Below are 15074 nucleotides of genomic sequence, written 5' to 3' on the forward strand. Positions count from 1 at the left end.
TATCTTAGCAGTATTCGCGCGACCGCTCGTCCGGTCAAGCATATCGGCACGCAGCGCGGGTTTTCCCTGAGACCGTGCTCGCAGGTTCATCCAGCCGGTAAAAAAAACGGGAAAAACTGGTAAGACCAGTGTTCCACCGGGTCGACAAGCCGCCCAGAACACGGAACAATGGACGCCAAGTCATATATAAGACTGGACCTCACATGCACGCCCGTAGTGCGCATGGCTGGCGCCCGTCTGTCGGTTTCATTCACTTCAATCGTTTTTCAGGAATCGCAACATGCAGACAAAATCCGTGCTGACGGTCGCCGAGTCGACGAAAATCATCGAAGCGGCTCGCGCCGAAGCCGAACGCAACCAGTGGGCCGTGACGATTGCCGTGGTCGATGACGGCGGCCATCTGCTGTCGCTGTTGCGCCTCGACAACTGCGCGCCCGTCGGCGCGTATATCGCCACGGACAAGGCCCGCACGGCCGCGCTCGGCCGCCGCGAATCGAAGCAGTACGAGGACATGATCAACGGCGGCCGCACCGCGTTCCTGAGCGCGCCGCTGTCGGGCACGCTGGAAGGCGGCGTGCCCGTTGTGGTAAATGGTCAGGTGATCGGCGCTGTCGGCGTGTCCGGCGTGAAGGCCGATCAGGATGCACAAGTGGCAAAGGCCGGTGCCGCGGCCGTTGCCTCTGCGAACGCTTGAATGCCGCCACGGACGCTGCGCGGACCCTTACGAGTAAGCCCCGAATTTGCCCTTCCTGGAAACAGCCCATGACTCAATTGACCCAACGCGGCGGATTGCAGGTCGCCGCCAACCTCGAACAGTTCATCGAAAAGGAAGCCCTGCCCGGCACCGGCGTCGATAGCGCCGCGTTCTGGGCCGGTTTCGATGCCCTCGTGCACGACCTCGCGCCGAAGAACCGCGCGCTGCTGGCCGAACGCGACCGCCTGCAGGTCGAACTGGATAAATGGCATCGCGCCAATCCCGGCCCGGTGCGTGATCTGCGCGCGTATCGCGGCTTCCTCGAAAGCATCGGCTATATCGTGCCCGTGCCCGCGAGCGTGAAGGCCACCACGGATAACGTCGACCGCGAGATCGCCGAGCAGGCCGGCCCGCAGCTGGTCGTGCCGCTGTCGAACCAGCGCTATGCGCTCAACGCTGCCAATGCACGCTGGGGCAGCCTGTACGACGCGCTGTACGGCACGGACGCCATCGACGAAACCGACGGCGCCGAACGCACCGCGAAGTTCAACCCGGTGCGTGGCGCGCGCGTGATCGCTTTCGCACGCACGTTTCTCGACAGTGCTGCGCCACTCGCAAACGGCTCGCACAAGGATGCAACCGGCTACCGCATCGAGAACGGCAAGCTGGTCGTCGCGCTGAACAACGGCACGGCCTCGTTGCAGGATGAAGCGCAATTCATCGGCTATCAGGGCGATGCGAGCGCGCCGTCCGCTGTGCTGCTCAAGCACAACGGCCTGCACTTCGAGATCCAGTTCGATGCCAGCGACGCGATCGGCAAGACCGACCCGGCGAACATTAAGGACGTGCTGATGGAAGCCGCCGTCAGCACGATTATCGATTGCGAAGACTCGGTCGCCGCCGTCGATGCCGACGACAAGGTTCTGCTCTATCGCAACTGGCTCGGCCTGATGGTCGGCAATCTCACCGAAGAAGTCACGAAGGGTGGCAAGACGTTCACGCGCCGCCTGAATGCGGACCGCGAGTATCAGGGCGCGGACGGCCAGCCTGTGAAACTGCATGGGCGCTCGCTGCTGTTTATCCGCAACGTCGGCCATCTGATGACGAACCCCGCCGTGCTCGACAGCAACGGCAACGAGATTCCCGAAGGTATTCTCGACGGCGTCGTCACGACGCTGTGCGCGCTGCACGACCGCACGCACAAGCTCAACTCGCGCACGGGTTCGATCTATATCGTCAAGCCGAAGATGCACGGCCCTGCCGAAGTCGCGTTCGCGAGCGAACTGTTTGCGCGTATCGAAGACCTGTTCGGCCTCGCACGCAACACGATCAAGATGGGCATCATGGACGAGGAGCGCCGCACCAGCGTGAACCTTGCTGCGTGTATCGAGCAGGCTGCACCGCGCGTCGCGTTCATCAACACGGGTTTCCTCGACCGCACGGGCGACGAGATGCACAGCTCGATGGAAGCCGGCCCGATGATGCGCAAGGGCGACATGAAGTCGAGCAAGTGGATCGCCGCGTATGAACGCAGCAACGTGCTCGTCGGTCTCGCTGCGGGCCTGCGTGGCCGCGCGCAGATCGGCAAGGGCATGTGGGCGATGCCCGATCTGATGAAGGCAATGCTCGAACAGAAGATCGGCCACCCGAAGGCAGGCGCGAACACGGCATGGGTGCCCTCGCCCACGGCTGCGACGCTGCACGCGCTGCACTATCACCAGGTCGACGTGCAGGCCGTGCAGAAGGAACTGGAACGCACGGATCTCGCCGGCGTGCGCGACGAACTGCTCGATGGGCTGTTGAGCATTCCCGTTGTCGAACGCGCGCAGTGGAATGAAGACGAGATCCGCAGCGAGGTCGAGAACAACGCGCAAGGCATTCTGGGTTATGTGGTGCGCTGGATCGATCAGGGTGTCGGCTGCTCGAAAGTGCCGGACATTCACAACGTCGGCCTGATGGAAGACCGTGCGACGCTGCGTATTTCGAGCCAGCATATTGCGAACTGGCTGCGTCACGGTGTGATCAAACCCGAGTTCGTGCGCGAGACGATGGAGCGCATGGCGAAGGTCGTCGATCAGCAGAACGCGAGCGATCCGCACTACAAGCCGATGGCCGGCAACTTCGATAACTCGATCGCGTTCAAGGCTGCATGCGCGCTGGTGTTCGAAGGTTGCGCGCAGCCTAGCGGTTATACGGAGCCGTTGTTGCACAAGTTCCGTCTGCAGTTGAAGGCAGCGGGTGGTGCGTAATTTCTGACGCTAAGTCTGATTCGTAGCATCAGAGCCGGCCGGGTCGTAATCGATCCGGCCGGCTTTTTTAATGGCAAAGATCTTCTAGCCGCACTCCGTTAGTCTTCGGGCCAAATCCGCCAATCGAGATCATCACGACCACCATGCACGCCGTGATGCCGACGAACACGCCTGCCACACCAAACTCGCGCAACAGATGCGCGATGAAGAACCCCGACATCATCGCGCCCACGCGGCTCGCGGAATAGACAATGCCATTCGCGCGGCAACGGATGCGCGTGGGAAACAGTTCAGCCTGGTAAGCGTGATAGCAAACAGAGATGGTCTGTCCGGCGAGACTGATCAGCACGCCCAGCACGATCAGCGGCACAACCGCCTTCATCTGCCCGAACATCAATCCGAACACGACCACCGCAAACGCCGAACCGACGATCAGCCATTTGCGCTGCACCTTGTCTGCAAACAGCATCGCGAGTAACGGGCCGCAAGGCAGCGCAATCGCGATGATGAACGAATACAGCAGGCTCTTCGTCACGGTGATGCCCTGCCCGATCAGCAGCGTCGGCACCCAGTTGGCAAAACCGTAGTAGCCGATTGCCTGGCAAAAGTTGAAGACGACCAGCATAATGAGGCGCGAACGATAAGGCGGTTGCCACAACTCGGCTAACGACGCGCGCCTGTGTACAGGTTGTTCGACGACTGGCAATGGCGCAGGCAATGCACGTCCGCTTTGCCGCTCCGCAATCTGCTCCATTTTCCTGACCACACGCTCGCCGCGTTCGATGTGTCCGTGACTTGCGAGCCAGCGCGGGCTTTCGGGCACAGCCAGCCGGATCAGCCACACGATCACCGCACCGAACGAACCCAGTAAAACCACCCAGCGCCAGCCGTCGATACCCGCCAGCGTGATGGGCACAAGCCAGTACGAGAGGATTGCAGCGGCAGGCGCAGCCGCGAACATCACGGCCTGATTGAATGCCATCGCGCGGCCCCGCATATGTTGCGGCACGAGCTCGGTGATATAGCTGTCGATCGTCACGATCTCGATGCCGACACCAATGCCCGTGATGAAGCGCCACACGATTAGTCCTTCAGGCGAGGTCTGCAGCGCCATGATCGCCGAACCGATCGAATACCACAGCAGCGAAATAGTGAAGACCTTGCGACGCCCAAAACGATCCGGCAACCAGCCGAAGCAGAACGTGCCGACGAACAGGCCCGCGAAAGTCGAAGCGATAAACCCTGCAATGCCTTGCAATCCGAAAAGCGATTCCGTCGTCGTCGCCAGCAGCCCGCTCTTCGCCATGCCCGGCGCGATGTAGCCGGTGAAAATCAGATCGTAGACTTCAAAGAAGCCGCCGAGCGAAATCAGCAAGACCAGCATCCATAGATGACGCGTGACGGGCAGACGGTCCATTCGCGCCGACAACGCCGCAGCGGCGCGCGAATTGACTTGTGCTTCGGAGGGCGCAAACGCTGGATCGTCTGCTGTGATGGTGCGCTGCATGAACGTCTCCTTGATTTTCCATCGGCTTGTATTTAATTTGGATACCTGATGGTTTAATTTTCTTGCGTATCGAGTCTTGCTTGTGCGTGAGCGGTTCAGGCCGCTGCTTTGCCCGTCAACCTCGCCAGAATCTCCTGCGTGTGCTCGCCGACTTTCGCCAGCGCCTGACGCACACCGGGCCGGCGACCGCCCATCGTCAGTGGCAGCAAGACTACTTCGGTCGTATTGCCGTCGTCGGTCTGCATCGGCACGAGTCCGCCGCTCTGATTCAGATGCGGATCGTCGAACAGTTGATCCGGTCGCACGATCGGCGCATAAGGAATACCCGCTTCTTCGAGCTTCGGCGCGAGTTCGTCGGCGCGATGGTGTTTGAGGATCTCGCCGAGCCGCGCGAGCAACTCAGGCCGCACGGCGACGCGCATTGCGTTGTCGGCGAATTGCGGTTCGTTCGCAAGATCGGGCTGCGCGAGCACCTCGCAGAGCGTGACGAACTGCTTGTCGCTCACCGCGCCAATAAAAAGCTGTTCGTCGTTCGCCAATGTGAATACGTCGTACACGCTCCACGCCGATACGCGTGAAGGCATCGGCGGCGGCGCTTCATGCGTCATCGCGTACTGCTGCATATGCTGGCCAGCAAGAAACACGCAGTTCTCGAACAACGCGCTTTGTATTTCCTGTCCGCGTCCCGTGGCATCGCGTTCGCGCAGTGCCGCCAATACGCCGATTGCACCGAACATGCCGCCCATGATGTCGTTGACCGACGTGCCCGCACGCAGCGGTCTGCCTGCCGGACCCGTCATGTAGGACAGACCGCCCATCATCTGCACGACTTCATCGAGTGCGAGACGCTTTTCATAAGGCCCCGGCAAAAAGCCCTTGTGCGAGACATAAATCAGACGCGGAAACTTCTTCGCCAACGCTTCGTAATCGAGGCCGAGCTTCGCCATCAAACCAGGCCGGAAATTTTCGAGCATCACGTCGCACTGGCCGATCAGTTCTTCTGCGGCTGCGTGACCTTCCGGCGTATTGATGTCGAGCACGACGCTCTTCTTGTTGCGATTAAAGGTGCGAAAAAAGCCGATGCCGAGTCCAGGCAGCTTGCGTGTCTTGTCGCCGCCAGGCGGTTCGATCTTGATCACTTCGGCCCCGAGATCCGCAAGGATCATTCCGCAGGTCGGGCCCATGACCATGTGTGTGAATTCGATGACGCGCACGCCTTCAAGCGGCAGTCGTGTAGACATGTTCATGTTGAGCCTCAGATAGTCACGGCGTGTTGAGCAAAAGTCTTGGGCAGGCCCGCGAGCCAGAGCGCGCCATGCAGCGTTTCATCCGGCAGCCATTGCGCGACCTTCGCGCGCAACGCCAGCAGTTGCCCGATGTCGACACCTGTTTCGATGCCCATGTCGGCGAGCATGAACGCGAGGTCTTCGCTCGACGCATTGCCGCTCGCGCCCGGCGCATGCGGACAACCGCCGATGCCCGCGAGCGTCGCATCGAAGCGCGCGACGCCTGTTTCCAGCGCCGCGTAGACATTCGCAAGCGCAAGGCCGCGCGTGTCGTGAAAGTGGCCACAGCAAAAACGCTCGCCGGCGATGTGCCGCGCTTTCTCGAACAGATCGCGCACAGCAAGCGGACTCGCATAGCCGACGGTATCGGCGATGCTCACGCGGTCCGCGCCTGCATCGAGTAGCGCCTGCATGCAGCGCAGCACGTCCGCCTGATCGACAGCGCCCTGAATCGTGCAGCCGAATGCCGTGCCGATGCCGCCTTCGATCAGCGTCTTCGATCCCGCTGCGTCGCGCGCGGCGCGCATGCGCGCAACTTCTGCGATCACTTCTTCGGGCGTCTTGCGCAGGTTCGCGAGACTATGCGCGCGGCTCGCGGACAGCGGCACGAGCATCACGTCGGCGCGTGATTCGATCGCACGCTCGGCACCTTTGAGATTCGGAACTAGTACCGATACGCACAAATCAGGCAGCGTCTTCGCAAAGGCGACGAGTTCCGCCGTGTCGGCAAGCTGCGGTAAGAGGCGCGCAGGCACGAACGATCCGACTTCGATTTCGCGTTGGCCCGCAGCGTATGCATCGGCGATCCATTCGATTTTCCGCTGCGTCGGCAGAATGGTCTGAATGCTTTGCAGGCCATCGCGCAAGCCGACTTCGCGTATCACGACGTTCGAGGGGAATGGGGGCATGGAAGCTGTCTCCTTGGTCGACGGTCGTCAGATACGCCGCCGTTGTGCTAACTTTAGACATTCCATCCGATACATAAAGCGCTATTTTGGAAGCGCCAGGTTTCCCGTTCGGAAACTCACAAAACGGAGACAGCATGCGCGATATCGACCTGAAAACCTTGCGGCTGGTCGTGGCCGTCTGCGAATACAAGAACATGGCACGCGCCGCGCACGACGAGCACATCGAGCCATCTGCCGTCAGCAAGCGCATCGCCCAGCTCGAAAGCGATCTGGGCGTGCCGCTCTTCATGCGCTCGCGGCGCGGCGTGTTGCCCACGCCCGCCGGCGTCGCGCTGCTCGAACACGCCCGCAACGTGCTGTTCACGATGGATCGCATCGCCAGCGACGTCGCCGCTTTCGGCAGCGGCTTGCGCGGCAGCGTCAGCGTGTGCGCGTCGGCATCGGCGATTGCGGAAAGCCTGCTCGACGATGTCGCGTCGTTCATGAGCATGCCGGCCCACGAGAACATTCGCGTGCATGTGGAAGAGTGGCTGTCGCACGATCTCGTGCGGCGGCTGCGCGACGGCGTCGCGTCAGTGGGCGTGTGCTGGGATAACGTGGACCTGGAAGGGCTCGAGCATCGGCCGTATCGCGAGGACCGGCTTGCGCTCGCCGTGCATCCGGGGCATCCGCTCGCAAAGCGCTCGACGTTGCGCTTCACGGAAACGCTCGGCTACGAGCATGTCGGCCTGCCGCCGACCACGTCCGTGCACATGATGTTGCAGCGCGCCGCCGCGCGCGCGGGCGGCACGGTGTCGTATCGCGCGGTGGTGTCGAATTTCGATGCCGCATTTCGCGTGGTGGCCGCGAAGCTCGGCATCAGCGTGATTCCGCAGGTCGTCGGCGATACGTATGCACGCATTCTCGACGTGCGCGTCATTCCGTTGACGGATGAATGGGCGAAGCGAAAATTCGTGGTGTGCTTTCGCGACTTCGATTCGCTGCAGCCGGCTGCGCAACGCATGGTGGATCATCTCGTCGAGCGGGCGCAACCGGGGCATGCCGAGGCCTGACGCTTAGTGTCCGTCAGCGTTGGTGGCCCGACGCCAGATGCCTTCCAGCATCGCGGGCACCCATTGCTCAGCGGGGCAACGACTCCACGTGTCGGCGAGGAAGATAATTGATTCGTCACCACTCGCTTGACGGGCCTTTTCCAGTTCCAGCAACAGCAGCGTGCCTGAAGCGTATGTGCAGCCACCTACCGTCCCATCCGATGTTGCCTGACGAAGCACCATCGCGGGCGCGTAAAGGCAGCGACGGCCGGCCATCTCGGGCGTCAGTGTCGGCCGCACCGAAGGATCGAGATACAGGCTGCGCATCTGATGAACGCCTTTGACGACGTTGTGGATAGCAACGCTGACACCGTGGACGCCCGCAAGATCCCCGCCGACCATCGAAGCAAGCATCGCCTTGGCTCGCGTTACCTTGCCTGTGATCCGCCACTTGAGATTGCGCAACGTGTTGCCCGGCGCAAGCGACGCAGCGATAACCTGCGCTGCGGCCCACGTCGCACCACTCGCCTCGAACGTGGGGCTGAATATGCGGCCTATCACCTGCTGCACGAGTGGCCCGACCTCGGCGTTGGCGTTCGTGTTTCGAACCCACGCAGCCAGTGGCTCCAGCGAGTCGGGTGCCGCGCGGATATCGGGTGCGGCGGCATTGAGCTTTTGCCATAACGCGTCTTGCTGGCGTTCGCGACCGGTCGCTTCTCTCGCGCGCATGGTTGGAAAACGATGGCCGTGATGCGACAGCACCCTGAGTATGCGGCGCACCAGCAGACCATTGAGCAACGGCTTGCGTGGCCCAAAGGCACGGTCGATCGAACCGTCATGCGCAATGCGAAGAATGTCTGCGGGCTGATCTACCTTGATGACATCGACAAGACCCGGAATATGTTTGTGTTCCACGACTACGTACCTCACAAAGAAAGTTGTTCGCTCGATTCGCGTATTGCGGCGGGCCGCCAGCATTGACTGCTGCTGGCCTGTGCGCCGCACGAGCAAGACCGACGTTCGCGACAACTTCCCCGCGCCGTCAGACACGATGTCCAATCATGTCTTCAACGTCCGCGAGAATCTATCGGCTACCCGACAGGTCGGCGCCGATTGTTCACAGGCGTGGAGTTGCGGGACGCGATCCGTGGGCGGCAAGATCCCGGCCACGGGTCGACGTCCCTTCTTCAGACAATACCTTCACCTCATGTCGCCGGGCCGCGACGTCCGATCAGAAGTTCGCATGCAGATCGACGAACGCACTGAGCGACTCGCCGACATAGGCTCCCGCCGCGTTCGCGGCAATGAAGTAGCGCCTGTCCGTGAGGTTGTGAACGTTGAGATCGATACCCCATCGATGTGCGTCATAGCCGAATGCCGCATTCGCAATCACATACGATGGAATCGAATTGACGTTGGTAATGTCGCTATAGGTCTTGCTGATATAGTTGACGCCCGCGCCCACGTGAAAGCCCGGTACGCCCGCAATAGAAAAGTTGTACGTGGTCCACAGGTTTGCCATATAAGCCGGCGCGCCTTGCGGGTGATTGCCCACCGACGAAATACCTTGCGGGTTACTCGTGATAGTTGCGTCCTGCGCCGTGAAATTCGCCACGATGTGCCACGCGGAAGTGACGCTGGCATCGAGCGATGCTTCGGCGCCCTTCGTCTTCTGACTATCGAACACGACTGACTCGACATCGTTGATAGTCGTCAGTGCGGCGACGTTATCGCGTTTGACGTCGAATAGCGCGGTATTCAAGACATAGCGGTCATCGAGAAACGAGAACTTGATGCCGACTTCGTATTGCAGTGCAGACTCGGGCGCGCCAATGCCATTCTGCGTGTTCTCTGAATTGAAGTTCGCAAGATGGCTTTTCGAAACACCGACATACGGCGACATCCACGGCAGAACCTTGTACAGAACACCGATGTTCCAGCTCACGGGTGCATCGTTACGCGAATCGGTGACGCCTGCAACGAGCGGCTGGCCTTGCGTGTCGAAGCGGCCGGGCACGGTGATGTTCGGTGTCAGCGACGTATCGAACCAGTCTTTGCGCACGCCGGCTCTGAGTTTGAGCTTGTCGGTGATGTCCACCTGATCGGTTGCATACAGGCTGTAATAGTTTGCGACCAGATGATCGTTGTCGCACGAGTGCTTGGCGTCGCAAAGAAAATTCAGCCCTGCCAGCGATGTTTCCGGCGGCACGGGCGCGAAGGCATCGGGGATGTTCGGCAGATCTGCGGTGGTGCGTTCCGTGTCGATAGTCTGATGCTGATACTCGAATCCTGTCAGCAACGTGTGCTTGACCGTGCCTGTCGCGAACTTCCACACAGGCTCCAGCTGATAATCGAAACTGTTGTCGGAGTCGTCCTGCTGACGCAACTGTCGCCCGACAACCTCATTGCCGCTGACCTTCGTGCTCGTACTGTCGCCATTGCCGAGTACATCGAGACTGCGATGCAGGTATGAGAAGCGGTTATTGATTGTCAGGAAGTCATTGATCTTCCATTCATCGGTAAGCGTTGGGCGAACGTAATCGCCGTGAGCAAAGGCAAATGGCGTCGAGTACTTTGCGTCTCTCGATACGTTCGTGATGGGTGAACCATGGAAATAGATCAGACCGTAAGAGTCTGGCGTTTCGTGGATATTGCGCGCGTCGATCGAGAAATCGATCTTGTGGTTATCCAGTTTCCATTCGAACGCAGGACGTATTTCCTCGTCGCGACTCGCGAGATCGCGAAAGCCGTCGGAGCGGGAAATGGTTGCATCCACACGGTAATTCAGGCCCGAAATGCCGGTCGGACCCGTGACATAGCCGCTACCGCCTATGGTCCCGTACGAACCCGACTGTACATTGCCACCGAAATGGAATTCATCGGACGGCGTGTAGTGCACGATATTGATCGTGCCTCCAGGCGGCCCACTGCCAAACAGTGCGGAACCGGGCCCTTCGATGATCTCGATGTGATCGACGCCATTCAGAGAATGCGAAATGCCGCCCAGCAGATCGCCGTCGGAGAAGCCATCGTTGTAGATCTGCGCGTTCAGTCCGCGAATCAGAAAGTGATCGTAGTAGCCCTTCGTGTCCTGCCCACCGACGTTCACTCCACTCGCGTTACTGACGCCCTGACGCAGCATCGTGGCGCCCTGCTCGGTCAACAATGCGCGAGGTATCACCTGCACGCTCGCAGGCAGATTCTTTAGCGGCGTGCCCGTCTTGCCAAGCGCCGGTATCGCGTCCGGGTCGTTCACGTTGTCGTTTTGCGGAGTCTGACCGGTCGCTGCCGCGCGCACCTCGACGGGCGGCAACGTCGATGCATCGGTTGCGTTCGGACTGCCGGCATTCGCTGCGGGCGCTTGCTGCGCGGTCGCCGGATGGGCAAACGCCATTGCGATGAGTGAACCTGACAGGCCTGCGCCCGCCCGATTTCGTAGTCTCCGGACATCGATCCTCTTCACTTTATGTTTCTCCTGATCTTGACGTATTCGGACATGCAACCCGTCGACTGCCGATGCCGAACGGGGGCAACGCCTGCCTTAAAAATTAATCACAATGATTCGCATTCAATACACAAAAGCCAATTCCGCCCGGATCTTTGACGTGCCTGCCCTGCGCGCTGCGGATACACGCGGCTAAAGAGCCGCAAGCATTCCGTCATCCACGGTCAGCTTGTTGGCAGGCGAAACTGCCTTGCATGAACGACACGACACCGGGCGTTATTCCCTCGCACAGATCGCATGCAATTACGATTTGTTACGCGGCTACAGAGACAAGCCGCTCGTTATTACGATCATCTTTCGTTCTGTTGACGATTTCTCCAACGCCGATCGGCGCGCTTCAAATCCCCGCTCTTGCGACTGAATCATGTCGCGCCATCTCATCGTTTAATCTCATCTTTTTTTGATTAGATGTTCCGCTAATTTAGCCGATTCCGCTCATTCGTGAATAAATGCATTATTCACCTCAAGCAAGGCGATCAACGAAAACCAGCTAGCCGGAAAGGATCAGCGGTTCAGAAGGTTTGCGACGCATTTGCCATCAGAGGTTGTCCCCCATTCATCCGAACCTTCTTTATTCCTGTGAGGAAAATCAAATGAAGCTCAAGAACAAAGTGGCATTCGTAACTGGCGGCACGTCGGGTATCGGTCTGGAAACCGCGAAGCTCTTTCAAGCCGAAGGCGCTCATGTGGTTCTGGTCGGCTCGAATGAAGCGCGACTGGCCGCGGCAGGCGAGGAACTCAAAGGCAAGGCACTGCTGGTGCGCGCCGATATCCGCAAGGTGGCCGACATCGAACGTGCGGTCGAAGAAACGCGGGCCCGGTTTGGTCACATCGATGTTGTGTTCGCGAACGCGGGCGCCACCACCGTCGCGCCGCTCGAAGCCGTGACGGAGGAGTACGTCGCTGACAACCTCGCGCTCAATTTCACGGGTACGTTCTTCACGATCCAGAAGACAGCGCCGATCATCGCTCAAGGCGGCAGCATCATTGTTACGACGTCGTTCCTGAATACGATCGGCTATCCGGGTCTGTCGATTCTCGCCGCGACCAAGGCTGCGACGCGTTCACTCGTTCGCACGCTCGGCGCAGAACTCGCGCCTCGCGGCATCCGCGTGAATGCAGTCAGTCCGGGCGCAATCGCGACGCCGTTTTACAGCAAGATGGGCCTGCCTGACGACGTGCTCTCGCAAGTCGCCAGCGGCATCACGGAGAAGATTGGCCTGAAGCGTTTCGGCGAGCCCGTCGAACTCGCGAAGACAGTACTGTTCCTGGCGAGCGACGATTCGTCGTACACAACGGGCGCGGAACTGGTGGTCGATGGTGGTCTGACGCAGTTCTAATGCGTAGTCGTGTCGGACGCAGCTAGATCGATGGGCTGCGTCCGAAGTCCGCGAGTGCTTCGCGAAGCTTCGGCACGGCGAAATCGATAAAGCGTCGGAGCTTCACAGGCATCATGTTGCGGGATAGATGAACCAGATGAACGGGTATGGGTTCGACCTCGAACTCTTGCAAGATCAGTTGCAGCTTCCCCGCTTGCACGGCTGCCGCCACGTCGTGCTCGAGCAGAAACGTCGCACCGACACCGTCGATGGCAGCATCAGCTGCTGCATCCGGCGACGACACCAGCAGACGTGGTACGTCGTCAATCGTAAAGACGTTTTCCGTACCGGGGTTGCGAAAACGCCATGGCGAAAGATTGGGACTGTCGAACACGACGCACGGATAACCACGAAGATCTTCCGGCGTTTTCGGCACGCCGTACTTGTCCAGCACTTCCTTGCTCGCGACTACGACGACGCGCAACGTGCCGACTCGCGTTGCGACCAGACTGCTATCGCGCAAACGCCCAATCCGGACTGCGACGTCAGCGTGCGAATCGACAAGATCGATGTTGCGATCGGACTGTAAAAGCCGGATCCGTATTTCAGGGTACGAGGTGAGAAACTGATTGATGACGGGTAGCACCCGCAAGCGCGCCACCTGCACAGGCGTCGTCACGACGAGTTCGCCGCGCGGCGTGGTGAACTCGCCGGCAGCGCGACGCTCCTGCTCGTCGACCTGCTCCAGAATCCGTTTTGCGGAGGCGACGTACTCGGCGCCGGCATCGGTGAGCATGAGCTTTCGTGTCGTCTTGACGAGCAGCTTGGTGCCTACCAGCGCTTCAAGGTCATTGACGTTTCGCGTGAGCGTGGCAACGGGAATGCGCATTTTTCTCGCGGCAGCCGACAGACTTCCTTCCTCGACGGAGGACACCAGCATCGCCATCGCTTCCAGTCGGTCCAAATGATTCACCTGAGATTAAAGGAGAATCGCAAGTGTATCCCGTTAGCTCAGTAGCGCACTGGGAGACACTGATAGCAAGCAGGGCCGTTCAACCGTCGCGATTGTCGAGATTCGTCAGCGAGCCGCGCGCGCACCGACAGCCGGCTGCACCGGCGCTACGTCGAGGCGCCGGAACACCAGCGCCGACAGCAGCGTAATCACACCGACGCAGACAAAGCTGAGCATGAATCCCGGCGACGCCGAACCCAGGTGTGCTGAGAACAGATTGACCAGCCCGCCGCCAATCGACACGCCCAGCGCAATCGCCAGCATCTGCACCATCGAGAACAGGCTGTTGCCGCTGCCCGCGTCAGCATGGGACAGACCCTTGAGTGTCACGCTGTTCATGGCGGCGAACTGCATCGAATTCGCTGCGCCGAACACGACGAGCAGCGCGATCTCCAGCAACGGCGACGATTGCTTCGACACCAGCGCGAACCCAACGATGGTCGAACCGACGATCATCGTATTGACCAGCAGGAACGCCGAATAGCCGAAGCGCTTGATCAGCGGCGCAATCCAGCGCTTGGATACCGTGCCGGCAATAGCGGCGGGCAGCATCATCAGGCCCGAGCGCAGCGGCGAATAGCCGAGTTGCACCTGCATCAGCAGCGGCAACATGAACGGCACGGCACTCGATCCGATCCGGCACAGCAGATTGCCGACCAGGCCGACACTGAAATTCGGCTCGCTGAACAGCGCAAGCCTGAACAGCGGCCGCCGGTTGGTGCGTGCATGCGGAATGTAGGCCAACGCTGCCACGAGGCCTGCCAGCGCGAGTCCCAATGACCATTCGACGCGATGAGTGCTCATCGGCGGATCGATGGCGAGTGACAACAGAATCATGGCCAGCGACAGCAAACCGCAACCGATGAAATCGAAAGGCGGTGGATGGCTCGCGTTATCGTGCGGCAAGAAGCGCTGCACGGCGATCAGGCCGATCGCACCGACAGGCACGTTGACCAGAAAAATCCAGTGCCAGGAAATGGCCTGCGTGAGCCAGCCGCCGAGCGTCGGCCCGACAATCGGCCCGACCTGCCCGGCAATGGACACGAAAGCGAGCGCAGAGACATATTGCTCGCCCGGCACGCGCCGCAGCACGGCCAGCCGTCCGATGGGCAGCAGCATCGAGCCACCCACGCCCTGCAGCACGCGCGCCATCACGAGTTGGTCCAGCGTGTGCGCGCCCGCGCAACACAGCGAGCCGAGCACGAACACCAGGATGGCCGCGAGGTACACGCGGCGCGTGCCGAAGCGGTCGGCGAACCAGCCGGAAGCGGGTGTCAGCAGCGCCATGGTCAGCGAGTACGCGACGACGACGGGCTGCATCGCGAGCGGCGAGGCGTGGAGACTTTGCGCGATGGAAGGCAGCGCGGTGTTGACGATGGTGGTGTCGAGCGCCTGCATGAAGAACGCGGCGGCGACGACCCAGAGTAGCGCGGTGTGTGAGGAATCGCGGGTCATGATGAGGTTCAGGCGGGCGCAGCGAAAGCCGTTTGTCAAACAGCGTCGCGAGGTCGGCGCCCCAGATGCAGCAATCATGGTATCGATTTCAACGGCAATCGGGAAGTC

The 15074-nt window shown here is 60.5% G+C and carries 11 protein-coding genes; 4 read left to right on the forward strand and 7 right to left on the reverse strand.

All coding sequences use genetic code 11. The annotated features are described in order from the left end of the window. Positions 1-280: 280 nt before the first annotated feature. Both DK391_RS17570 and DK391_RS17575 read left to right on the forward strand, forming a co-directional pair. On the forward strand, positions 281-694 hold the full coding sequence (locus tag DK391_RS17570) for a heme-binding protein (protein ID WP_109479243.1): 414 nt from the start codon (positions 281-283) through the stop codon (positions 692-694). A 68-nt stretch (positions 695-762) separates the two neighbouring features. Continuing rightward, on the forward strand, positions 763-2943 hold the full coding sequence (locus DK391_RS17575) for a malate synthase G (RefSeq protein WP_109479244.1): 2181 nt from the start codon (positions 763-765) through the stop codon (positions 2941-2943). 67 nt (positions 2944-3010) lie between these two features. On the opposite strand, the gene DK391_RS17580 is transcribed toward DK391_RS17575, so the two are convergent. The 3 genes from DK391_RS17580 to DK391_RS17590 form a co-directional block, all read right to left on the reverse strand. After that, positions 3011-4450 (reverse strand): MFS transporter, encoded by a 1440-nt coding sequence (locus DK391_RS17580; protein ID WP_109479245.1) that lies wholly within the window; start codon positions 4448-4450, stop codon positions 3011-3013. A gap of 95 nt (positions 4451-4545) precedes the next feature. Then, entirely contained in the window at positions 4546-5697 is a 1152-nt protein-coding gene (locus tag DK391_RS17585; RefSeq protein ID WP_109479246.1) for a CaiB/BaiF CoA-transferase family protein, read from the reverse strand. A gap of 8 nt (positions 5698-5705) precedes the next feature. Continuing rightward, entirely contained in the window at positions 5706-6644 is a 939-nt protein-coding gene (locus DK391_RS17590; RefSeq protein WP_109479247.1) for a hydroxymethylglutaryl-CoA lyase, read from the reverse strand. Positions 6645-6778: 134 nt separating this feature from the next. Between DK391_RS17590 and DK391_RS17595 the strand changes: the two genes are divergently transcribed. After that, positions 6779-7696 carry a LysR family transcriptional regulator gene (locus DK391_RS17595; protein WP_109479248.1) on the forward strand — a complete coding sequence of 306 codons (918 nt, stop codon included), beginning with the start codon at positions 6779-6781 and terminating at the stop codon, positions 7694-7696. A gap of 3 nt (positions 7697-7699) precedes the next feature. Here the strand turns inward: DK391_RS17595 and DK391_RS17600 are convergent, their stop codons facing one another. Together DK391_RS17600 and DK391_RS17605 are read right to left on the reverse strand one after the other, a co-directional pair. After that, positions 7700-8590, reverse strand: a complete 891-nt coding sequence (locus DK391_RS17600; RefSeq protein ID WP_109479249.1) for a hypothetical protein — start codon at positions 8588-8590, stop codon at positions 7700-7702. Positions 8591-8906: 316 nt separating this feature from the next. Beyond that, the gene (locus DK391_RS17605; protein ID WP_109479250.1) at positions 8907-11069 is read right to left on the reverse strand and encodes a TonB-dependent siderophore receptor; all 2163 of its coding nucleotides are present in this window, start codon (positions 11067-11069) and stop codon (positions 8907-8909) included. A 704-nt stretch (positions 11070-11773) separates the two neighbouring features. Between DK391_RS17605 and DK391_RS17610 the strand changes: the two genes are divergently transcribed. Then, positions 11774-12520, forward strand: coding sequence for an SDR family oxidoreductase (locus DK391_RS17610; protein ID WP_109479251.1), 747 nt, complete (start codon positions 11774-11776; stop codon positions 12518-12520). Positions 12521-12542: 22 nt separating this feature from the next. On the opposite strand, the gene DK391_RS17615 is transcribed toward DK391_RS17610, so the two are convergent. Together DK391_RS17615 and mdtD are read right to left on the reverse strand one after the other, a co-directional pair. Beyond that, positions 12543-13463: a LysR family transcriptional regulator gene (locus tag DK391_RS17615; protein WP_204117387.1), complete on the reverse strand. Its 921-nt coding sequence runs from the start codon at positions 13461-13463 to the stop codon at positions 12543-12545. Positions 13464-13577: 114 nt separating this feature from the next. Then, positions 13578-14966 carry a multidrug transporter subunit MdtD gene (gene mdtD / locus DK391_RS17620; RefSeq protein WP_109479253.1) on the reverse strand — a complete coding sequence of 463 codons (1389 nt, stop codon included), beginning with the start codon at positions 14964-14966 and terminating at the stop codon, positions 13578-13580. Between the last annotated feature and the right edge of the window lie 108 nt (positions 14967-15074).

The sequence above is a fragment of the Paraburkholderia sp. C35 genome, from assembly GCF_003121405.1.
Classification (GTDB): domain Bacteria; phylum Pseudomonadota; class Gammaproteobacteria; order Burkholderiales; family Burkholderiaceae; genus Paraburkholderia.